Origin of the sequence: Rhodoblastus sphagnicola (genome assembly GCF_002937075.1) — a bacterium.
Classification (GTDB): domain Bacteria; phylum Pseudomonadota; class Alphaproteobacteria; order Rhizobiales; family Beijerinckiaceae; genus Rhodoblastus; species Rhodoblastus sphagnicola.
This window is the reverse complement of record NZ_NHSJ01000039.1, coordinates 36886-58082: the sequence shown is the minus strand read 5'-3', so window position 1 is coordinate 58082 and position 21197 is coordinate 36886. Positions and strand designations below refer to the sequence as shown.

General features: G+C 66.2%; 20 protein-coding genes. 12 read left to right on the top strand and 8 right to left on the bottom strand.

What is annotated here, in order from left to right; all coding sequences use genetic code 11:
• Complete coding sequence (fabD, locus tag CCR94_RS05700; RefSeq protein ID WP_104506916.1) at positions 1 to 951, bottom strand: ACP S-malonyltransferase; 951 nt, start codon at positions 949 to 951, stop codon at positions 1 to 3.
• A gap of 318 nt (positions 952 to 1269) precedes the next feature.
• Between fabD and CCR94_RS05695 the strand changes: the two genes are divergently transcribed.
• Positions 1270 to 3612, top strand: coding sequence for a putative bifunctional diguanylate cyclase/phosphodiesterase (locus CCR94_RS05695; RefSeq protein WP_158254641.1), 2343 nt, complete (start codon positions 1270 to 1272; stop codon positions 3610 to 3612).
• Positions 3613 to 3791: 179 nt separating this feature from the next.
• Here the strand turns inward: CCR94_RS05695 and CCR94_RS05690 are convergent, their stop codons facing one another.
• On the bottom strand, positions 3792 to 4508 hold the full coding sequence (locus CCR94_RS05690) for an outer membrane protein (RefSeq protein WP_158254640.1): 717 nt from the start codon (positions 4506 to 4508) through the stop codon (positions 3792 to 3794).
• Between the two features lie 624 nt (positions 4509 to 5132).
• Here CCR94_RS05690 and rpsF point away from each other — a divergent pair.
• The 6 genes from rpsF (at position 5133) to alr (ending at position 10463) form a co-directional block, all read left to right on the top strand.
• Positions 5133 to 5564, top strand: coding sequence for a 30S ribosomal protein S6 (rpsF, locus tag CCR94_RS05685; RefSeq protein ID WP_104506913.1), 432 nt, complete (start codon positions 5133 to 5135; stop codon positions 5562 to 5564).
• A complete protein-coding gene (gene rpsR, locus CCR94_RS05680; protein WP_104506912.1) occupies positions 5564 to 5809 on the top strand; it encodes a 30S ribosomal protein S18 in 246 nt (81 codons plus the stop codon). The genes rpsF and rpsR overlap by 1 nt, the downstream gene beginning before the upstream one ends.
• 97 nt (positions 5810 to 5906) lie before the next feature.
• Complete coding sequence (locus tag CCR94_RS05675; protein ID WP_104506911.1) at positions 5907 to 6944, top strand: hypothetical protein; 1038 nt, start codon at positions 5907 to 5909, stop codon at positions 6942 to 6944.
• Positions 6925 to 7491, top strand: coding sequence for a 50S ribosomal protein L9 (gene rplI, locus CCR94_RS05670; RefSeq protein WP_104506910.1), 567 nt, complete (start codon positions 6925 to 6927; stop codon positions 7489 to 7491). Before CCR94_RS05675 ends, rplI begins: the two co-directional genes overlap by 20 nt.
• 335 nt (positions 7492 to 7826) lie before the next feature.
• Positions 7827 to 9323, top strand: coding sequence for a replicative DNA helicase (locus tag CCR94_RS05665; protein ID WP_104506909.1), 1497 nt, complete (start codon positions 7827 to 7829; stop codon positions 9321 to 9323).
• 9 nt (positions 9324 to 9332) lie between these two features.
• Positions 9333 to 10463, top strand: coding sequence for an alanine racemase (alr, locus tag CCR94_RS05660; RefSeq protein WP_104506908.1), 1131 nt, complete (start codon positions 9333 to 9335; stop codon positions 10461 to 10463).
• A 217-nt stretch (positions 10464 to 10680) separates the two neighbouring features.
• Here the strand turns inward: alr and CCR94_RS05655 are convergent, their stop codons facing one another.
• Positions 10681 to 11991 (bottom strand): homoserine dehydrogenase, encoded by a 1311-nt coding sequence (locus tag CCR94_RS05655; RefSeq protein ID WP_104506907.1) that lies wholly within the window; start codon positions 11989 to 11991, stop codon positions 10681 to 10683.
• A 63-nt stretch (positions 11992 to 12054) separates the two neighbouring features.
• Complete coding sequence (locus CCR94_RS05650) at positions 12055 to 12684, bottom strand: ferritin family protein (protein WP_104506906.1); 630 nt, start codon at positions 12682 to 12684, stop codon at positions 12055 to 12057.
• Positions 12685 to 12748: 64 nt separating this feature from the next.
• Between CCR94_RS05650 and CCR94_RS05645 the strand changes: the two genes are divergently transcribed.
• Positions 12749 to 13567 (top strand): class I SAM-dependent methyltransferase, encoded by an 819-nt coding sequence (locus CCR94_RS05645; protein ID WP_158254639.1) that lies wholly within the window; start codon positions 12749 to 12751, stop codon positions 13565 to 13567.
• A gap of 11 nt (positions 13568 to 13578) precedes the next feature.
• Here the strand turns inward: CCR94_RS05645 and CCR94_RS05640 are convergent, their stop codons facing one another.
• Positions 13579 to 14778, bottom strand: a complete 1200-nt coding sequence (locus CCR94_RS05640) for a deoxyguanosinetriphosphate triphosphohydrolase (protein ID WP_104506904.1) — start codon at positions 14776 to 14778, stop codon at positions 13579 to 13581.
• A 127-nt stretch (positions 14779 to 14905) separates the two neighbouring features.
• On the opposite strand from CCR94_RS05640, the gene CCR94_RS05635 reads away from it, so the two are divergent.
• The 4 genes from CCR94_RS05635 to CCR94_RS05620 are packed head-to-tail and all read left to right on the top strand — an operon-like array spanning position 14906 to position 18773.
• Positions 14906 to 15247, top strand: a complete 342-nt coding sequence (locus CCR94_RS05635) for a HesB/IscA family protein (protein WP_104506903.1) — start codon at positions 14906 to 14908, stop codon at positions 15245 to 15247.
• A 40-nt stretch (positions 15248 to 15287) separates the two neighbouring features.
• Positions 15288 to 16400, top strand: coding sequence for an OpgC family protein (locus CCR94_RS05630; RefSeq protein WP_104506902.1), 1113 nt, complete (start codon positions 15288 to 15290; stop codon positions 16398 to 16400).
• On the top strand, positions 16400 to 17146 hold the full coding sequence (locus tag CCR94_RS05625; RefSeq protein ID WP_158254638.1) for an SGNH/GDSL hydrolase family protein: 747 nt from the start codon (positions 16400 to 16402) through the stop codon (positions 17144 to 17146). The genes CCR94_RS05630 and CCR94_RS05625 overlap by 1 nt, the downstream gene beginning before the upstream one ends.
• Before the next feature lies 1 nt (position 17147).
• Positions 17148 to 18773: a bifunctional aminoglycoside phosphotransferase/ATP-binding protein gene (locus CCR94_RS05620; protein WP_104506900.1), complete on the top strand. Its 1626-nt coding sequence runs from the start codon at positions 17148 to 17150 to the stop codon at positions 18771 to 18773.
• A gap of 15 nt (positions 18774 to 18788) precedes the next feature.
• Here the strand turns inward: CCR94_RS05620 and CCR94_RS05615 are convergent, their stop codons facing one another.
• From CCR94_RS05615 to CCR94_RS05605, 3 genes are all read right to left on the bottom strand, one after another.
• Complete coding sequence (locus tag CCR94_RS05615) at positions 18789 to 19028, bottom strand: hypothetical protein (RefSeq protein ID WP_104506899.1); 240 nt, start codon at positions 19026 to 19028, stop codon at positions 18789 to 18791.
• A gap of 541 nt (positions 19029 to 19569) precedes the next feature.
• Complete coding sequence (locus CCR94_RS05610) at positions 19570 to 20187, bottom strand: helix-turn-helix domain-containing protein (RefSeq protein WP_104506898.1); 618 nt, start codon at positions 20185 to 20187, stop codon at positions 19570 to 19572.
• Between the two features lie 26 nt (positions 20188 to 20213).
• On the bottom strand, positions 20214 to 21143 hold the full coding sequence (locus CCR94_RS05605) for a DMT family transporter (RefSeq protein WP_104506897.1): 930 nt from the start codon (positions 21141 to 21143) through the stop codon (positions 20214 to 20216).
• Positions 21144 to 21197: the final 54 nt, after the last annotated feature.

The window sequence follows — 21197 nt, the reverse complement described above, 5'->3', positions numbered from 1 at the left end:
TCAAGCCTCGGAAAGGCTGAAATTCTCGACCTCAACCGGCGCGCTAACATTGAGCGAACGCGCGCCCTCCGCCGTGCGCTTGACCAGACCGGCCAAAACCTTGCCCGCGCCGACTTCCACGAACAGGTCCACACCCGCCTTGTGCATGAAACCCATGCATTCGCGCCAGCGCACCGCGCCGCAGACCTGGGCCACCAGCAGTTTCTTGATTTCCTCGGGATCGGACACCGGCGCCGCCGTGACATTGGCCACGACCTCGACCACCGGCTTGTTGATGACCGTCTCGGCCAGCGCCGCCCGCATGGCTTCCGCCGCCGGCTGCATCAACGCGCAATGGAACGGGGCGGACACCGGCAGCAGCATGGCGCGCTTGATTCCGTTGGCCCGGGCGATCTCGATCGCCGCCTCCACCGCGAGTTTCGCGCCGGAGACCACGATCTGGCCGCCGCCATTGTCATTGGCGAGCTGGCACAGGCCGCCGGAGGCCGCCGCCGCCTCGGCCGCGATCTTTTCGGCCTGTTCCGGCGTGGCGCCGAGCAGCGCCGCCATGGCGCCCTCGCCCACCGGAACCGCCTTCTGCATGGCCGAACCGCGCAGGCGCAGCAGGCGGGCGGCGTCGGCGATGTTGAGCGCGCTGGCCGCGGCCAAAGCCGAATATTCGCCGAGCGAATGTCCCGCGACATATTTGGCGTCGCGGGCGAGGTTCACGCCCTTTTCGCTTTCCAGCGCGCGCAAGGCGGCGAGGCTCACCGCCATCAGCGCCGGCTGTGCGTTGGCGGTCAGTTGCAATTGCGCGGCGTCGCCTTGAAACATCAGGGCGGAGAGTTTTTCGCCCAATGCGTCGTCAACCTCTTCAAAAACAGCGCGCGAGGCGGGATAAGCCTCGAACAAGGCCTTGCCCATGCCGATGGCCTGGGACCCTTGGCCGGGGAAGACGAATGCGACGGACATCGACGACTCTCCAAAGCCGTTAATCAGGAACGCGGGCATTTGACGCCGGTAATGGCGCCTGTCAAGGCGCGGGCGGCGCGGCTTTTTGACCGAATGCGCGACCAACCCCGCCGTACACGCAATTTTCATCCCTCGCGCACAGAATCTTTTGTCACGCGGCGCGCGGTCATGACGACCGGCGCCGCGCCGGGGGTCCTCCGGCCTTTTCTCGCTTCATGTCAGAAGTTCAGCGCCCCGCCGATGGCGGAACGATCAACTCTCGGGTCCGGCATGATGGCTTTGTTCAGATTTTCCAGCAGCGCCGCGCCGGACCGCGACATGCCCCTGCCCGTCTATCGGGCGTTGATCGTCTCGCTGTTCGAATCCGCCGCGCGCAATGGCGCCAATGTCCTCGCCTACGCCCTGCTCGGCCTCTTCATGATGCTGTGCGCCGACGCCGTCGCCATCAAGGCGAGCAGCGCGCTTCTCCTCGCGGCGAGCGTTTTGCGGATCGCCGTCGAAATCTCCTGCTGGCGCCGCATCAGGGACGCGGCGGCGCCGCTCTCGAGCACGGAGGAGGTCCAGGCCAGCGAGCGACGCTATATCGCCGCCACCGGCCCGTTCGCCGTGACGCTCGCCCTGGTGCAAGGGTTCGTGCTGGTCCTGCCCGGCGGCGAGCCGTTCCGACAGATCGTCGTCGCGGCCGGCTTGATCTTTCTCGTCAGCGCGCCCGGACGCGCCTGCGGCTCTCCGCGCGCCGTCGCGCTCCAGTCGGGCGTGATCATCAGCAGCTTTTGCGCGGCCATGGCGGCCAACGGCGGCGCCATCTCCTGGTTCGCCATCCTGATGAGCCTGGCCCTGATGCGGCATTTGCGCGACACCACGCGCTCCCTGCACGGCACCATGGTCTCCATGCTGCTGGCGCGCCGCGCCGCCGAGGATGTCGCGGAAAGGTTCGACACCGCGCTGAACAATATGGCGCGCGGGCTGGTGATGCTCGACCGCGACGGCCGGGTGCTCGTGGCCAACCAGATTTTTTCCGACTTGTTCGGCCTCCCGGCCGCCGCCGTCGATCTGCCGGTCGAGGCGCTGATCGAGACCTATGTCGCGCCACGGGTGATCGGCGACACGGCGCCGGCCGCGCTCGCCGAATTTTTCGCGGGCGCGGGAAGCTCCGAGGACCAATGGCGCCTGGTCGACGGGCGCATCCTGGCCTTTTCCCGCCAGCCCATGGCGGAGGGCTCGGTGATCACCGTCGCCGACGTCACCGCCGAGCACGAGGCCGAACAGAATATTCAGCGCATGGCGCGGTTCGATCCGGTCACCGGCCTGCCCAACCGGGCGTATCTGGGCGAAATGCTCGACCGGACCATTGGCGCGGCGGCCGGCGGCGACGGCTTCAGCCTGCTGTCGGTCGATCTCGACCGTTTCAAGGAGGTCAACGACGCCTATGGCCATCATGTCGGCGACCTGCTGCTGGCGGAGGCCGCCGCGCGCATGCGCGACGTGATCGGCGCGCGGGGCTTCGTCGCACGATTCGGCGGCGACGAATTCGTCATCCTGCTCGAAGCCGCGCGGCGCGCCACCGTCGCCAAGATCGGCGCCTGCGTGGTCCGCGCCGTCAGCGCGCCCTACGAAATCGAGGGCAAGAGCGTCCGCATCGGCGCCAGCGCCGGCGCGGCGATCTTTCCCGAAGACGCCCACGACCACGACGCCACCTCCCTGCTCAAGGCGGCGGACATGGCGCTTTACGACGCCAAGGCCTCCGGGCGCGGCGCCGTCAAGTTCTTCGTCGAGGACATGGCGCTGGCGGTGCGCCGCCGCCGCCAGCTCGGCGTCGCCCTGCGCGACGCGCTGGCCAACGCCGAGCTTTCGCTGGCCTATCAACCGATCGTCGCCCTGAAGGATGGGCGCGCGACGGCGGTGGAGGCCCTGTTGCGCTGGACCCATCCGGGCTTCGGCGTGGTCTCGCCGGCGGAATTCATTCCCATCGCCGAAGAGACCGGCGTCATTGTCGAGATCGGCGCCTACGCGCTCGACCGCGCCTGCCGCGACGCGCTGAACTGGCCCGCGCATGTGCGCATCGCCGTCAATCTCTCGGCGGCGCAGTTCGATCGCGGCGACCTTGAGGCTACCGTGCGCGAGGCGTTGGCGCGCACCGGGCTGCCGGCCGAGCGCCTGGAGCTGGAAATCACCGAATCCATCCTGGTCGGCAATCACGCCGAGGTGATGACAAAGCTCAACCGGCTGCACGCGCTCGGCGTCCATATCGCGCTCGACGATTTCGGAACCGGCTATTCCTCGCTGAGCTATCTCAACGATTTCACCTTCGACAAGGTCAAGGTGGACCAGAGTTTCGTCCGCGACGTGACCTTGCCGCGCAATTCCAAGGCGGTGAGCATCATCCGCGCCGTCAACGCCATCGGCGCCGACCTGAACATGACCGTGGTGGCCGAGGGGGTCGAAACCGCCGAACAGTTGCAAGCCCTGCGCGCCTTGGGCGTGTCCGGGGCGCAGGGCTATTATTTCAGCCAGCCGGCGCCGGCGGACGAGATCGGCTTGATCTTGCTGAAGGAGATGGCCGACTCCCTGGTCGATCCCATGGCGCGCCGCGCGCGCCGGGGGCCGCGGGCGAAAGCCGGCAAGCCGGATGAAAAAACCCGGCCGCGAGGGTCGGGTTGAAGTCTGTGCGCTTCGCTTATGCCGGCGCCGGCGGGCATCATGCCGGTCGCCGAACCTTTGCGCCATCGGTCAGGAACGGATGGCGACCGCGTCGATCAGCCAAGGGGAGAACGGGCCGGTCGATGGCGGCGTGACGCCCTCGCCCTCGCCGGAGCGCGGGCAAGGGCAAGCGGAAGTCTTCAGTATTTGGCGACGACCGCGGTTTCCGGCGCGCCGAACTTGTAGATCAGGGCGCCCAGCACCTGGTGCGAGGTGACTTCGAGGCGGTCTCTGCCGCCGAAGTCGACGTTGGTATAATTCTCCCTGCCGAGATCGACGTAGCGATATTCGAGGCGGGCGATCCAGTTGGGGGTGAAGGCGTAATCGACGCCGGCGCCAATGGTGTAGCCCACGCGGTCGTTGGTGACGGAGCCCACGGTCGTGCGCACCTTGGCGTCGCCGAACGCGACGCCGCCCGCGACGTAGAGCAACGCGCGATCCCAGGCCGGGATACCGATGCGGCCGCGAATGGCGGCGGCATAGTTGGAATTGAAGGTGTCGTTGACGATCGGATTGCCGTTTGTCGTGAAGGCCTTGCTGCCGCCGAGCACCGCCGCCGCATCGCCTTCGAGGCCGAGCACGAGGTTGTTGATGCCGAAATAGCCGCCGGTCTGCCAGTTATAGCCGATCACGCCACCGATGAGGCCGGCGTCCTTGTCGATCGTGACGGCGCCCAAGCGGTCCTTGTACTGGCGGAAATCGCCGCCGCCTTCGACACCGATGTACAAGCCGGTCCAGCTGAAGATGGGCGCCGGCGCCACATAGACGGGCGGGGCTTTTGACGAGGGGAGGTCGGCGGCCAGGGCCGAACCGACCATCGCGCTCAGCGCGACCGTCGAGAGAAGGATATTGCGCATGGCTGGAAACCTTTTCCTATCAACGAGTATGAGAATGCGACCTTGTTGCATCCAATGACCGAGTTAATCCAATACACAGAACGTCCGCAAGCGCTCTTACCAACGAGCGTTCGCTATTATGACCACTGTTGCTTTCACGCCTCAGCGTATTCCCCGCACGTCAGAGGCGACGACTTGAGCGTTACCATAGGAGACGCAGAACCCACTCCAGGGAACTCCATGTTTCTCCATCACAATTTATGGACATGCCGCTTTGAGGCACGATTCGCGCCCGGATTGCGAAGCGCTTTCGCGGAACCCGTTTGATCGGAGCCAACCCGTGCGGACAGTGCCTTCGCCTGCCGGAGCGGTTCGCGCGTGGGCGAGTCGCCTCGTCGGCGGACTCGCAATGCGATCCGCGCTTGCAATTTTCCGCCTTTCCCCTATAAGCGCCGCTTCGTCCTCCGGCCGGGGGCTGAACGGAAGGTTTTGCGCAGGTTTCGACTTTTTCCGGGTCAAACCGTCTTCCCGTGTTCCCGCCTTCGATAAAGATCCGTCGGGCCTTCTCCGGGCTCGAAGGGCTCCGCGCCGGAAAGACGAACGCCGCTCGCCATCGGGCGCGGCGCTCACAGAAAGGCAAGCTTCATGGCTCTCTACGAGCACATTTACCTTGCTCGCCAGGATCTCACGGCCCAGCAGGTCGAGACCCTCACCGAGCAGTTCAAGACGATCGTCGCCGGCCTCGGCGGCACGGTCGGCAAGGTCGAATATTGGGGCGTCAAGTCCCTGGCCTATCGCATCAAGAAGAACCGCAAGGCCCATTTCACCCTGATCAACGTCGACGCTCCGGCGGCGGCTTTGGCCGAGGCCGAGCGCCAGTGGTCGATCAACGAAGACGTGCTGCGCCACCTGACCATCCGCGTCGAGGCGCTGGAAGACGGCCCGTCCGCCATGCTGCGCAAGCGCGACGACGATGATCGCGGCGATCGCGGCGACCGTCCGGATCGCGGCCCCCGCATGCCCGGCTCGCGCCCCCCGCGTCCCCGCCGTGAAGACAGCGCCGAAGGAGCCTTCTGATGACCACCGCTGCCGCCGGCGCCCGCCGGCCCTTCTTCCGCCGCCGCAAGACCTGCCCGTTCTCCGGCCCCAACGCGCCGAAGATCGACTACAAGGACACACGTCTGCTGTCGCGCTACATTTCCGAGCGCGGCAAGATCGTGCCCTCGCGCATCACCGCCGTTTCGGCCAAGAAGCAACGCGAACTGGCGCAGGCCATCAAGCGCGCGCGCTTCCTGGGCATGCTGCCCTACGTGATCGTGTAATTTAAGCCCTTCGGGCGCGGAGTCCCCGCGTCCGAACCAAGCTGGGGCGGGCCTTGACCCGCCTCTAACCGGCGTAAACCGGGACAGCGACAGGCATATGAACGACAACAAGCCCCCGATAGACTGGTCCGACCGCCTGGTCGGCTTTGGCGCCGGACTTTCCAGCGCTCTGCTGTTCGCCGCCTCGACGCGGGGGACGGGGCTGGCCATCGCGCTGGCCTATGTCTGCGTTTTGCCGCAACTGATCGGCGCCCTCGGCTTTTCGGCGGGCGCGGCGGTCGCGGGCGCCGCCGCTGGCGCGCTGTTCCTGAGCCAGGCCGGCGAGCCGCTGCTCGGCGTCGGCTTCTTTCTCGGCTTCGCCCTGCCCGGCTCGGCGCTCGGCCTGCTCGCCCGCTGGAGCTGGCGCAAGGATCCCGATCTCGCCGCCCCGCCGCTTTGGCCGTCGCCCGGCCTGCTGCTCGCCGGCGCGGTGGCGCTTTCGACCTTGGTCGCCTGGGCGCTCACCGGCGGGCTGATCTGGAGCGAAGGCGGTTTTGACGCCGCCGTTCGATCGTCCCTCGGGGAATATGGCCCCGGCATCGACAAGGCGCTGCGCAAGCTCCGCGAGATCGCGCCGGATTTCGACCTCGACCTGGCCAAGAAACTGTTCGTGCTGTGTCTGCCGGCCGCCGTGGCCGGCTCGCAGACCCTGCTGCTGACCTTCAACCTCTGGCTCGCCGGTCGGGCCGTGGAGATTTCCGGGCGCCTCGACCGCGACTGGCCGCCGCTGCCGGAAACCACGGTTTTGCCGCGCGCGCTTGGACTGGCTTTCGTCGTCGCGGTCGGGCTGTGCTTTTACAGCGCGCCGGTCGCCGTGTTCGCCGGCGCCTTCGCGGCCTCCGCCGGCTTCGCGCTGGCCTTGCAGGGACTCGCCTGCATCCACGCCCTGACCCGCGACCATGGCTCGCGCGGCATGGTGCTGGCGGGCGCCTATGCGGTGGCGCTGGTCGGCCTCACCGCGGCGCCGCCGCTGCTTATCCTGTTTGTCCTGTTCGGGCTGGCCGAATCCGCTTTTTCCCTTCGCGCCCGCAAGGCGCGCGCGAAACCCACCGAGAAAAAAGAACCTGGAGAATCAAATGGAAGTGATCCTGCTTGAACGCGTGGCCAAGCTTGGCCAGATGGGCGAAATCGTGCGCGTGAAAAACGGCTACGCCCGCAATTTCCTGCTGCCGCGCGGCAAGGCGCTGCGCGCCACCGAAAACAACAAGAAGCATTTCGACGGCCAGCGCGCCCAGCTCGAAGTCCGCAACCTCGAGCGCAAGTCCGAGGCGCAGGCGGTCGGCGAGAAGCTGAACGGCCAGGTGTTCACGATCCTGCGCCAGGCGGGCGAAGCCGGCCATCTTTATGGCTCCGTGGCGCCGCGCGACATCGCCGACGCCGCGACCGCCGGCGGCTTCACCGTCGAGCGCAACCAGATCGCGCTCAACACGCCGATCAAGACGCTCGGTCTGCACAAGGTGCCGGTGCATCTGCATCCCGAGGTGGACATTGTCATCGAGGTGAACATCGCCCGTTCGGCCGACGAGGCGGAACGTCAGGCCAAGGGCGAATCGGCGGTGGTGCGCGAAGAGCACTCGCTGGCCGACCTCGGCCTCGAAATCGGCGCGGCGCTGGCGGAGGCCGGCCCCGACGTGGAAATGTGAGAAGCGTGATTTACGCTTGAGGTCAAACGGGGCGCATTGCGCCCCGTTTTTTTTGGAACCGCCTCAGTAGGCCTCCAATGACGTGTCCGAGCGCGCTTATCAGATTCGGCGCGCCGACGGGCGGGCGCGTAAAACACGGTCAAGCGGATTCGACTCTCGATTTCGCCCGCCTGTGGATGACGGGGATGCGGGCGCGGGTTTAACGATTCAATTACCATTTCGGCCGCGCCCGTGCGAAAACATCCCTCCGCTGGATCAAGCCGGCGCTCACACCATTATAATCGTGCGATTCGCGCCGGGCGGCCCTCCGCTCGGCCTGTGGAGGGTTTTGTCCAATGGCGGCGCTGGAAAAAGTTTACGATCGCGCGCTCGTTGCGGCTTCCGAGCCGGCCTTCCGTTCGCCGCCGGCCAATCTGGAGGCCGAACAGGCGCTGCTCGGCGCCATCATGGTCAACAATGACGCCTTCGACCGCGTCTCGGATTTCCTGAAACCCGAGCATTTCGCCGAGGAACTGCACCGCCGCATCTATGAGATCGCCGGCCAGTTGATCCGGGCCGGCAAGCTCGCCACGCCCGTGACTTTAAAGACCTTTGTCGGCGATTTCGACCTCGGCGGGGCCATGACCGCGCCGCAATATCTGGCGCGGCTGGCGGCGGAAGCCACCACCATCATCAATGCGGCCGATTACGGCCATGCCGTCCACGATCTCGCCGTGCGCCGCGAGCTGATTCGCATCGGCGAGGAGGTGGTCAACACCGCGTTCGAGGCCGACGTCGACACCCCGCCCCGCGCGCAGATCGAGGAAGCGGAGCGCAAGCTCTACGCCATCGCCGAGACCGGGCGTTACGAGGGCGGCTTCCATCGCTTTTCCGAGGCGCTGACCGCCGCCGTGGACATGGCCGCGAAAGCCTGGGAGCGCGAGGGCGGGCTGTCCGGCGTCTCCACCGGGATGCGCGATCTCGACCGGATGATGGGCGGGTTGCAGCCCTCCGATCTGATCATCGTGGCCGGCCGTCCCGGCATGGGCAAGACCGCGCTCGCCACCAATATCGCCTTCAACGTCGCCAAGGCGTACCGGGGCGAAACCCATGACGACGGCCGGATCGAGACGGTCAATGGCGGGATTTGCGGCTTCTTTTCGTTGGAAATGTCCTCCGAACAGCTCGCCACCCGTATCATCGCCGAACAGGCGCAGGTGCCCGGCTACAAGATCCGGCGCGGCGACATCACCGAAAGCGAATTCCACCGCATTTCCGGCGCCGCCCGCGACATGCAGGCCCTGCCCTTCTATATCGACCACACCGGCGGCATTTCCATCGCCCAGCTCACGGCGCGGGCGCGGCGGCTGAAGCGCCAGCGCGGGCTCGATCTGCTGGTGGTGGATTACCTGCAACTGCTGTCCGGCTCGAAAAACCGCAGCGACAATCGCGTGCAGGAGCTGACCGAGATCACCACCGGGTTGAAGGCGCTGGCCAAGGAGCTGAACGTCCCGGTCATCGCGCTGTCGCAATTATCGCGTCAGGTGGAATCGCGCGACGACAAGCGGCCGCAACTGTCCGATCTGCGCGAATCCGGTTCGATCGAGCAGGACGCCGACGTGGTCATTTTCGTCTATCGCGAGGAATATTATCTGAAGAACAAGCAGCCGCGCGAGGGCACGCCGGAATTCCAGACCTGGATGAGCGAAATGGAGCGCGCCCACGGCAAGGCGGAGGTCATTATCGGCAAACAGCGCCACGGACCGACCGGAACGGTGGAACTCGCCTTCGAAGGCGAATATACACGCTTCAGCGATCTGGCCGTGGACGACCACCTGCCGGCGCATCTGTGAGGTTCTTTCATGCCTGAGTTCGCCCTTCTCGCCGCCGACAGGGCCGATGGACGGGAAAACAGCCAGGCGATTCTCACCGTCGATCTCGATGCGCTGGCGGACAACTGGCGGTTGCTGAAGGGGCGCGCGAGAGGCGCGGAATGCGCGGCCGTGGTCAAGGCCGACGCCTATGGGATCGGCTTGCGGCCCGCCGCGAAAAAGCTGCTGGCGGCCGGCTGCAAGACCTTTTTTGTCGCCCATCTCGCCGAGGCCGAGTTTTTGCGCGACATTGCGCCGGAAGCGCGGATTTTCGCGCTCAACGGGCTGCCGCCGGGTTCGTCCGCGCTGTTCGCGCGGAAAAACCTGTGTCCGGTGCTGGGCTCTCTGCCGGAAATGGAGGAATGGGCGGCGTTCTGTCGCGCGGAAAACCGCAAATACGACGCGGCTGTTCACATCGACACCGGCATGAACCGGCTGGGCCTCGTCAAGCCGGATTTTCCGCGCGCGCTGGACCTGCTCGACGCCTTCACGCCCGCGCTGATCATGACCCATTTCGTCTCGGCGGAGGATGCCTCGGCCCCGCGCAACCGCGCGCAGATCGAGCGTTTCGAGGAGGCCTGCGGGTTGTTTCCGCCGATGCGCGCAAGCCTGTGCAATTCGTCGGGCATGTTTCTGGAAGAAGCCCCCGTGTTCGACCTCACCCGCCCCGGCTATGCGCTCTACGGCGGCAATCCCACCCCCGGCAGCGACAATCCCATGAATCCGGTGGTGTCGCTGGAGGCCGTGATCCTGCAAGTGCGCGACATTCGCGCCGGGGAAGCCGCCGGCTATAACGCGCGCTGGACGGCGCCGTCGCGGCGGCGGCTGGCGACCATTGGCCTCGGCTATGCCGACGGTTTTCCGCGCTCGGCGTCGTGTGGCGACATTGGCGCGGACGTGTTCGCCGGCGGCGCCTGGTGCCCGGTGGTCGGGCGCATCTCGATGGACCTGAGCATCATCGACATCAGCGACGCCGCTTCGCTGAAGCGCGGCGACCGGGTCGAGGTGCTCGGCGACCATATTTCAGTGGACGATCTCGGCCGCTGGTCCGGCACCATCGGCTATGAGATTCTGACCGATCTGGGACGGCGGCACAAACGGGTTTATGTCGGGGGCGATTGACGACGGGCTTTCACTCCCGCGCGATGAGGATCGCTCTTTAGGGGACTCCGCGAAATAAGCGCGCCAAGTGCGCCGAGGTTCTCCTTCTCCCCTTGCGGGAGAAGGTGGCTCGCGGCGATGCCGCGAGACGGATGAGGGGACGCCCAACCGCCGCATATCCGTTGGAAATCAAGGGACGAACCCCAAGGCGTCGATTCAGTTATTTCACCGCGTCCCCTTACTCCCGCTCGATGCGGATGACTTGCGGCTTTTCCGCGATATGGCCGTCGGCGACGATGGCGGCCAGCGCGTCGCGAACGCTGGCCTCGGTCGTCGCATAGGTGACGAGAACCACGGGAACCACGCTGTCGTCCGCGCCGGAATCGCCGTAAAGCTTGCGGCGCTGCACGATGCTTTCCAGGGATATGCCGCGCTCGGCCATCCGCGTCGCGATCGCCCCGGCCGCGCCAATGTGGTTGCGCGCCGCCAGCCGGATGTAATAGCCGCCCTCGTGGCGCTGCATCGGCGACTTTTCCGCATTGACGAGATGAGCGACCGGCAGGCCGAACGGGGCCGAACGGATGCCGCGCGCGATGTCGGCGATATCGGCGACGACAGCCGAAGCCGTCGCCATGCCGCCTGCGCCGGGGCCGACAAGGGTGAGTTCGTTGACCGCGTCGGCGTCCACCGTGACCGCATTGGTCACGCCCATCACCTGCGCGATCGGCGAGGACAACGGGACCATGGTGGGATGCACGCGCTGCTCGACGCCATGCCCGGTGCGCTGCGCCACGCCGAGCAGCTTTATGCGGAAGCCCAGTTCCGCGGCCGCCTCGATATCGGCCAGCGAAATGTGCTGGATGCCCTCGATGGCGATGGTGTCGGCGTCGAGTTTGACGCCAAAGGCGAGCGAGGCGAGGATGGCGAGCTTGTGGGCGGTGTCGAAGCCGCCGATGTCGAAAGTCGGGTCGGCCTCGGCATAGCCGAGCATTTGCGCGTCCGCGAGACATTCCGCGAAACTCAGGCCCTCCAGCTCCATCCGCGACAAGATGTAGTTGCAGGTGCCGTTGAGGATGCCATAAACGCGCGCGACGCGGTTGCCGGCGAGGCCCTCGCGCAAGGTTTTTACGATGGGAATGCCGCCGGCCACCGCTCCCTCGAAGGCGAGCGCGGCATGGGTCTCTTCCGCGAGACGCGCCAGTTCGAGCCCGTGTTTGGCGAGCAGGGCCTTGTTGGCGGTGACGACGGATTTTCCCGCTTCCAGCGCGCCGGTGACGCTCTTGCGCGCCGCGCCCTCGTCGCCGCCGATCAGTTCGACGAACAGATCGATGTCTTCCGAACGGGCCAGCGCCACCGGATCGGCGAAGAAATCCACGCCGGAGAGATCGACGCCGCGATTGCGGCCGGGATCGCGGGCGGAGACGCCGGTGACCGCGATGGCGCGGCCCGTGCGGGCGGCGAGGTCGCTCGCCTGCGTGTGCAGCAGGCGCACGACCGAGGCGCCCACCGTTCCCAGCCCCGCTATGCCGACGCGCAATACCTTGTTCATGCTCGCACCCCTTTTTTCGGGTTTTGCCCTATTTCGCGGGGGCGATCAATGCGGGCCGCCAAACTAAACCTGTGCCTCCTCCAGCGGCCGCTCCATCCGGTAGGCCTCGGCGAAACAGCGGAAGGCCGGCAGGTGGCATTCGCGCGACGTCAGCATGAGCCGCTCGAAAATCGCCGCGATCAGCGGATAGGCCGCGACCATGGGCAGCAGAACTTCGGCGTAGAGGCGGTCGTTGCGGATTTCCGCCGCCGCCGCAGCCTCGCAGGCGCCGGCCAGCGTGGCTGGCGCGCTGGCGGAAATTTCCGCGCTGTCGATATGGACGTTGGGCGGCGCCTCAAGGCCATAGGCGTCGAGAATGCCGGTCAGGGCGGCGGCGTGGCGCGCTTCGGCCTCGACAAAGCGCGAAAACGGCAGCGCATGGGGAAACTTCCGCAGCACCGCGCGATAAAAGGCCTGGGCGCGATATTCGTCGTCAAGCGCCGTGACAACGGCCTGTCGGGCCTCGCCGGAGAGTTTTTCGCACGCGGCGGCGAGAATCGGCGCGCAGCCGCCGTCCGCCTTGCACCCCCACCAGCCTTCACCGCCCGCATGACCACACTGCATCGGGGCCTCCATCGAAGCCTTGGCCCGCGCGATGCGATGAAACGCCGCAACCAATGCGCGCAGCCTACTGTCGTGATACAGGGAATTCATGAAGAAATCGGCGCCGAGCCGCGCGCCGGGGAACCTCAAATGTTACGGGTCGGAAAGGCGAGCCATGAGCGGCGAAGCGCTCCCCATCATCAGCGACGTGGATTTCGGCCTCATGTACCGGGCGCATCAGGCCCGCGCCGGCGCCCGCGCCAAGCCGCCGGCGTTCTGGGACGACAGGGCGCGGGATTTTGACGCGCGCCAGCGCGCGCGCGACAGCTATTTCGACGCCTTTATCGCGCGGATGGATTTTTCCGGCTGCGACAGCCTGATCGACGTCGGTTGCGGCAATGGCGCGCTGGCCGTGGCCCTGGCGCCCCGGCTGAAAACAATTTTAGGCGTCGACTACAGTCCCGCCATGCTCGATCTGGCGCGCCGCCGCGCGGCCGAGGCCGGCGCGACCAATGTCACGCTGGCGCCGCGCGCCTGGGAGGACGACTGGAGCGACCTGCCCCGCTGCGACATCGCCGTGGCGTCGCGCTCGACCGGGGTGATGGATCTGGAGCCGGCGCTGCGCAAGCTCGACCGGCAAGCCAAGAAACGGGTCTATCTCACCGCTTCCGTGAGCGGCCGCATCGTCAATCCGGCCCTGCTCGACGCGCTCGGACGCCCGCCCGCGCCGAAGATCGACAAGCCCGATTACATCTATGTCGTCAATCTGCTCTACCGCATGGGCCGGCTGGCGAAGGTCGATTTCATCGCCCGCGACCGCGCCGAGGATTCCCGCGCGGACTGGGCGGGGTTTCAGCGCAATGTCGCGCTGTTTCTGGGCAAGCTGTCCGAGGCCGAAGCGGAGCGCCTGCGCGCGTGGAAACAACACAACCCCGAGGCGCCCCTGTTTGAACGCGATCAGGCGCATTGGGCTTTCATTTCCTGGGCGACCTGAGCGGGGCCGCGTTAGCCTTCGTCCCCCAGGAATGTTTTCGCCCGCGCCGCCGCGTAAACGTCGGTCATGCCGGCGATGTAGTCGGCGACGACCCGCGCCCGGCCGGCCTCGTCGCGCGCCAGCGCCAGCGCCCCCCAGGGCTCGGACATGTCCTGGGGCCGGTTGATGAAATGCGAAAACAGGCCGCTCACGATTTTCTGGGCGTTCTTCCACACCGGCAGCACCGCGCTGTGGCGGTACATGCGGGTGAACAGGAACTCGCGCAAAATCTGGAGATCGCGCCATTTTTCGGCGGAAAAGGCGATCACCGGGGCGCCGGCGCGCGCGATGGCGCGGGGGCTGTCGGGTTTCAGCGCGGCGAGGCGCGCCTCGCTTTCGGCGAAAACATCCTCGACCAGCCGCGTGATCACCCGCCGCGTCAGTTCGTGGATGAGGCGCGGCGTCTCCAGGCCGGGGTGACGCGCGGCAATTTCTTCCAGCAGGGCGCGGATGAACGGAACGTCTCTTAGATCGTCCGGGGCGAACAGGCCGGCGCGCAGGCCGTCGTCGATGTCGTGGGCGTTGTAGGCGATGTCGTCGGCCAGCGCCGCGCATTGCGCCTCGGCGCTGGCGTATTCTTCAAGCTTTAGATCAACTATCCCGTTGAACTCCATGATATAGGCGCTGATTCCGCATTGTTCATAACGCGAGGTCGGGCCGCCGTCGGGGCGCAGCAGCGGGCCGTTGTGCTTGACGAGGCCTTCGAGGGTCTCGGCGCAGAGGTTGAGACCGTCCCATTCGGCATAGCGGCGCTCCAGCTTTGTCACGATGCGCAGCGTCTGGGCGTTGTGGTCGAAGCCGCCGTAAGCGCCCATGCAGGCGTCCAGCACTTCCTCGCCGGCGTGGCCAAAACACGCGTGGCCGAGGTCGTGGCCGAGCGCCGTGGTCTCGGCGAGATCCTCGTCGAGTTTCAGGCCGCGCGCCAGCGCGCGGGCGATCTGCGCCACCTCCATCGTATGGGTGAGGCGGGTGCGGAAATGGTCGCCTTCCAGCGCGATGAACACCTGCGTCTTGTGCGCGAGGCGGCGGAAGGCGGTGCTATGGATGATGCGGTCGCGGTCGCGCTGGAAATTTCCGCGCGTCGGCGACGGCGGCTCGGCAAACAGCCGCCCCCGGCTGGCGCGCCAATCCGAGGCGAAGGGGGCGAGGGCGAAGGTCGGGATGACGGACAAGGCGCGACCTCAGGTCAGGCAAGAACTTCGGGTCAGAGACAAACTCGCCCCGTTTAGCCGAAAAATGGAGGCTTCGCATTGACCGCGTCGCGCGGAGGACTATTTTCGACACACAGGAGAATTTTGCATGACCGATGCGCAAGCGAGCGAAATCATCGCCACCGACGCGGCGAAGAAGCGCGTCGCGGAAATATTACGCGGCGAGCCCCAAGGCTCCTGGCTGCGCATTTCCGTGAACGGCGGCGGCTGCTCCGGTTTTCAGTACAGCTTTGATATCGCGGAAAAATGCGAACCCGACGACATCATCCTGGCGCAGGACGAGGCGCGCATCGCCGTCGATTCCGTCGCGCTCGACTTCATGAAGGGCTCGACGTTCGATTTCGTCGACGACCTGATGGGGTCGTCGTTCCGGGTCGATAATCCCAACGCGACCGCCTCCTGCGGCTGCGGATCGAGTTTCGCGGTCTGACCAAGCCGCCGTATCCGGCGCAATCCATGGCGGGACGGGCATGAGGGCGCCGAATTCGATCGATTTCTGGCGCGGCTACGCGCTGCTCACCATTTTCATCACCCATGTGCCCGGAAATATTTTCGAGCGCTACACCCTGCGCGAATATTCGCTGTCGGATTCCGCCGAACTGTTCGTGTTCCTCGCCGGGGTGTCGCTGCGCTTCGTGGTGGACTCGCTGTCGATACAGCCGCTGGCGGTGGCGCTCTACCGCCTCGGCGGGCGGGCGCTGACCATCTATTTCGCGCAACTTATCATTTCCTTCCTCGCGCTCGCCATTCTCGCCGGCGCGGCCACCATGCTGGAGCAGCCCTATATCCTGCAATGGCACAATGCCGCCGCCGCGTTCGAGGATCCGATCGAGGCCCATATCGGGCTGGTCGCGCTGCGCTACCAGCTCGGCTATTTTAACATATTGCCGCTCTATGTGGTGCTGATGGCCTGCGCGCCGACCATAGCCGTGATCCATCGCCTCACGCCCTGGCTGGTGTTTCCGCTGTCGCTGACGCTTTATCTCTACACCGTCGCCACCGGCTTCAACCTGCCGACCTGGCCGGTGGAGGGCAACTGGTTCTTCTCGCCCTCGGCCTGGCAGTTCATCTTCGTGCTGGGTTTCCTGCTGTCCGGGCCGAACGGCTACGCCAGACTGTCGCCGCGCGTGAAAAAGGTGTTTTTCGTGCTGGCGGGGCTGGAGACCCTGCTCGGCGCGGCCATAGCGCTTGGGGATTTCTCGCCCGACCCGGCCAATCTGCCCGACCCGAAACTGTTCTTCCTGTTCGACAAGACCTATCTGTCGCCGGCGCGCGCCATTCATTGCCTCGCGCTGGCCTGTTTCTTCGGCGGCGCCTTCACCTATATTCAGCGTTACGCCGGACCTTTGGCGCGGTATTTCTCCATGCTCGGGCGCAATTCGCTCAATGTGTTCTGCGTCGCCTCGCTGCTCAGCCTGTGCGGCCAGGTGGCGCGCTACGCCTTCAACGGGCGTTGGGAAATCGACTGGCTCGTGCTAGGTGTTGGCGCGGCGGGATTGGGCTTTACGGCATGGTTGACCGAGTGGCGGCAAAGGCATGGCGGCGGGCGGGCGAAAACGGCGCCCGCGCCCGAAAAGGCCTGATGGCGTGCTTGCTCGCCGGCGCGCTCGGCGGTCTGGCTCCGGCTTGTTTGACTCCGGCTTGGGCTGAGGATCGGTGCGAGCCGGTCAGCGAAAGCCTGGCGACGCCGGCGCCCCTGCCCTTCGTGACCGCGGCGCTGGCGCGGGCGGACAAGAAATTGCGGCTGCTGATCATCGGCGCCGCCGGCGGCGGGCGCGGCGCCCGGCGCTCCTACCCGGCCATGCTGGAAAGCCTGCTGGAGAAGGCGCTTAACGGCATCGACGTGGTCGTCGTCAACCGCCCGATGTCCGGCGAGACCGTCGGCGACGCGCGGGAGCGCATCCACACCGAATTCGCCCTGCAACGCCCGGACCTGCTGATCTGGCAGGTCGGCGGCAATGACGCGCTCGCCCATGTCGACCCCGGCAGCTATGAGGACAGCCTCTCGGACGGCGTGCGCTGGGCGAAGGGCGCGGGCGCCGACGTGCTGCTGGTCGGCTTTGAGGCCAATCCCTGGCTGCACGACGAGTCCGAGGTCGTGGCGATTCGCGAGGCGACGCGCAAGGTCGCGGCCGCCGAAAACGTGTTCTACGTCCGCCGCGCCGAAGCCGTGCAGGTCGCCGCCCGCGCCCGCGCCCGCGCCGACCTGGGCGACAATCCCTTGCCGGTCGAAACCGGCGGCGAATGCCTCGCCGCCCAGGTGGCGCAGGCTTTGGCCGCCAATCTGGTGCTGCGCCGCACCCGCCCCGCCCCCGTGATCGAGCCCTGACATGGCGCAAGAAGACACCATCGCCTTCCTCAAGGAGGCGCTGGCCGCCGAGGCCTGCGCAAGCTCCTCGCCAGACGGGCGTCTTTCGACGCCCGGAAGCTCCTCGTCCGACGGCTCTCCCTGCCCCGTCGATGTCAAGGAGACCCATGTCTCCATCGTGCTGCTGGCCGGCGATCTCGTGTTCAAGCTCAAGCGCGCCGTGCTGTTTCCCTATCTGGATTTCTCCACGCCGGAAAAGCGCGAGGCCGCCTGCCGCGCCGAAATCGCCCTGAACGCCCGCGCCGCGCCGGGGCTTTATCTCGGTTTGCGCGCGATCACCCGCTCGGAGGGAAAACTCGGCTTCGACGGGCCGGGCGAGCGGGTCGACTGCATCGTGGTGATGCGGCGTTTCAAGGAATCCGACCTGTTCGACGTGATGGCGCGCGACCACAGGCTCGAACCCGCCCATATCGACGCGCTCGCCGAAACGCTGGCGCGGTTTCACGCCAGCGCCGAGCGCTTTCCCCAGGCCGAGGGCGCCGCCGCCATGGCGCATCTGCTCGACCTCAACGACAAGAGTTTTGAAGGCTGCCATCTGTTCGCGCCTGATGATGTCGCGCGCGTCGAGGGCAAATTCCGCGACGAACTGGCGCGAATCGCCCCCCTGCTCGACGCGCGCGCGAAAAACGGCTTCGTGCGGCTGTGCCATGGCGATCTCTATCTGCGCAACATCTGCCTGTTCCAGGGTCGGCCCACCCTGTTCGACTGCATCGAATTCGACGAGGCGCTCGCCCGCATCGACGTGCTCTACGACGTCGCCTTCACCCTGATGGATTTGTGGCTATGCGGGCGGCGCGACCTCGCCAACCTGCTGTACAACCGCTACGTCAGCGCCTTTTTCATGCGCACCCAGGCCGATCTGCCCGCGAAGATCCGCGACGGCTATGCCGCGCTGCCCTTCTTCATGGCGCTGCGCGCCGCCATCCGCGCCCATATCGCCAGCGGCCAGGCGCGCACCGGCCATGGCGGCGGCGTCAAGGAGCACGAGGACGAGGCGCGGGCCTATTTCAGCCTTGCCGAGGATCTGCTCGCGCCCCGCGGGAAAATGCTGATCGTGATCGGGGGGCTGAGCGGCACGGGCAAATCGACGCTGGCCGCGATGATCGCCTCGGAGATCGGACCGCCGCCCGGCGCGCGGTCGCTGAACTCCGATCGCACCCGAAAGGCCATGCACAAGCTGCGGCCGAGCGACAAGCTGCCGCCGGAAGCCTACGCCATGAACATCACCGCCGCCGTCTACCTGCGGCTGCTGTCGCGCGCGCTCGACGCGCTGAACCAGGGCCGCGCGGTGGTGATCGATGCGGTTTATGCCGCGCAGGAGGAGCGCGATTCGGTGGAAAAGCTGGCGCGCGAGGCCAAGGTTCCGTTTCTCGGCCTGTGGCTGGAGGCCGACCCCGAGATATTGCGCCAGCGCGTGCGCGAGCGCCCCAAGGGCGCGTCGGACGCCGACGAATCCGTGCTTTACGCCCAGTTGCAGCGTCCCGTGGGGGAAATTTCCTGGGTGCGACTCGATTCGTCACAGCCCGAACTCGCGGAGCGGGCGCTGGCTCTGGCGCGGACCACCTTGGCCGCGCCACCGTCCCGCTAAACCTCCGCCGTCCCGCTAAACGTAATGTTTCCGCTCCCGACGACAATTCACGCAGGACGCGCCGACGGGCCGGCCGACTCCCCTGGCGTCATCGAAGCGCGGCGCGACACGGGAAAGAATTTCGATTGCGGAGACGAGTTGCTCCCTGGCGTCCGACAGGTGTCGCGTGGGCAAACCGTGGCTTTCCAGATCGGACAGCGCGAACAGCAGTTTGATCAAGGCCTGTTCCGCGACCGATTCTATACTTTCCCCCATGTCGCCGACTCCACACATTACCTTACGTACCAATTCAATGTTTATGACCGATACGTCAGACACAACCAACCGCTGGGTTGCATTTGTTCGGGCCATTGCGGGAGTTTCCCCGTAAAAACAAATTTCTAGGGTGTCATTCCCCGAGCCGGACGCTTCAGGGCGGCCAACCCTGGCCGAAGCGAGGCGGCGGATCAGCTTGGGGGCGACGCAGATGAAAGACGCGACGGCGCTCGAAACCCGCCGGGACGCCCGCCGCAAAATCATGAGATATGTAATTGTGTTACATTGATTTTATCTGCAAGCCTCCGACGGAGGCCTGACAAGTCCGACCGCGCCGGTGAAGCTTTGCTGTCCTGACGCGGCAATGTAATCCATCGGGTTGCGCCCGGCGAAATGACAGCGGGCGCCCTCCGCGCCCATGAGGGCGGGCGCCCGAGCCAACGCCGGCTTCCATTCGTTCAGGTCATGACAGCCATTCGAAAAACACAGACCTGCCCGTTGATCGGAATACCCAATCCGAATGATCCTTTCGGATTTGGCGTCACTCCATCGCCGCCGCGCGCAAAATGCAGATCATCAGGGCGCGCGCGGGGATCGTTCCGGCGTTGCGAATCAGGTGCGGACGGTCGGCGCGGTAGCGCAAGGTGTCGCCGGCATGGGCCGTTTCGGTCTCGTCGCCGGATTCCACCTGCAATTCGCCTTCGAGCACGGTGAGCGATTCCATCGCGCCGCGCTGGTGGGCGTCCGAGGCCAGCACCCCGCCCGGCTCGGCGAAGAAATCATACCATTGCAGCCAGTCGATGGTCTTGCTCCAGCCGGTGATGCCCAGCCGGCATTTGCCGTCGTCGGACACCAGAAACGGCGTGTCGTTGCGCGACATTTTCTCCAGGAAGGCGGAATCCTCGTCCTCGCGCAAAACCTGCTCGATGCTGACGTCCAGCGCCTGCGCCAGCCGCCACAGCGTCACCAGGGTCGGGTTGGTTTCGTTGCGCTCGATCTGGCTGATGATGGACTTGGCCACGCCCGCCTGGTCCGACAGTTCCGACAGCGACAGGTTGGAGGCCTTGCGCAGCCGCTGCACGGTCTTGCCGAGTTGCCCGGCCAGCGCATGCGCGCCCGCCTCCAGCACTTTCTGCTTGTCTTTGCCTTCGACGCCCATCGCGACGACGCGCCCCGTTCGGAATTCTAAACGATTTTGTTTGGAATAACGAATTTTATGGCTTTTTGGAAGCGTCTTTCGCTCACGGCCAACAGACCGGCGACGGTGATGGCGGCGGCGCCGACCAGCACGGCGAGCGACGGCGTCTCGCCGTAAAGCGCCAGGCTGGCGAGCAGCGCCCAGACCATGGCGAGATAGTCGAACGCCGCCAGCAGCGAGGCGTCGGCGTAGCGATAGGAGGCGGTGGCGAGGATTTGCGCCGCGCCGCCGGCGACGCCCGCGACGATCAGGCCCGTCCAGGCGCGGCCGTCGGGGGCGACATAAGCGCCCCCGAGCGCCGGGAACAGGCGCGTCGCCACCAGCATCAGACCGCCGAAGAACGCGCAGGAGCAGGTGAAGTAGAACACGATGGCGCCCGTGGTTTCGAGTTGGGCGAGGCGGCGCGTCTGCACGATGGACAGCGCCGCGCACAGCGCCCCGATCAAGGCGACGCCGGCCCCGAACCGCATCTTCACGTCAAAACCCGCGCCAAAGCCGAGATGTTCCGACAGCATGACCAGCACGCCGCCAAAGCCGATCAGCACCGCCAGCCAGCGCGAGACATGCACGCTTTCGCGCAGGATCAGCCCGGCGATCAGGGTGACAAAGATCGGATAGGCGTAGAAATAGGCGGTGGCGTCGGCGAACGGCAGCAGCGCCAGCGCGGTGAAATTGCAGAACATGCCGGCGACGCCGGACAGGCCGCGTCCGAGATGGCTGAGCGGCCGCTTCGTCCGCCACGCCCCGGACAGCGTCGCGCTCAGCCCCAGCCAGCCCAGCAGCACGACGAGCGCCACAAGTGAGCGATAGAACACGATTTCCGCCACCGGCACGGTCGAGGCCGCCGCGCGCACACCCAGCGCCATGGCGGTGAAGGCCAGGGTCGAGAGCGTTTTCAGCAGAATTCCCTTGAGCATGCCCGGCGAATGCCAGCTTTGTCATCGGGACGCAACAATAGAGTGGCAGCACAA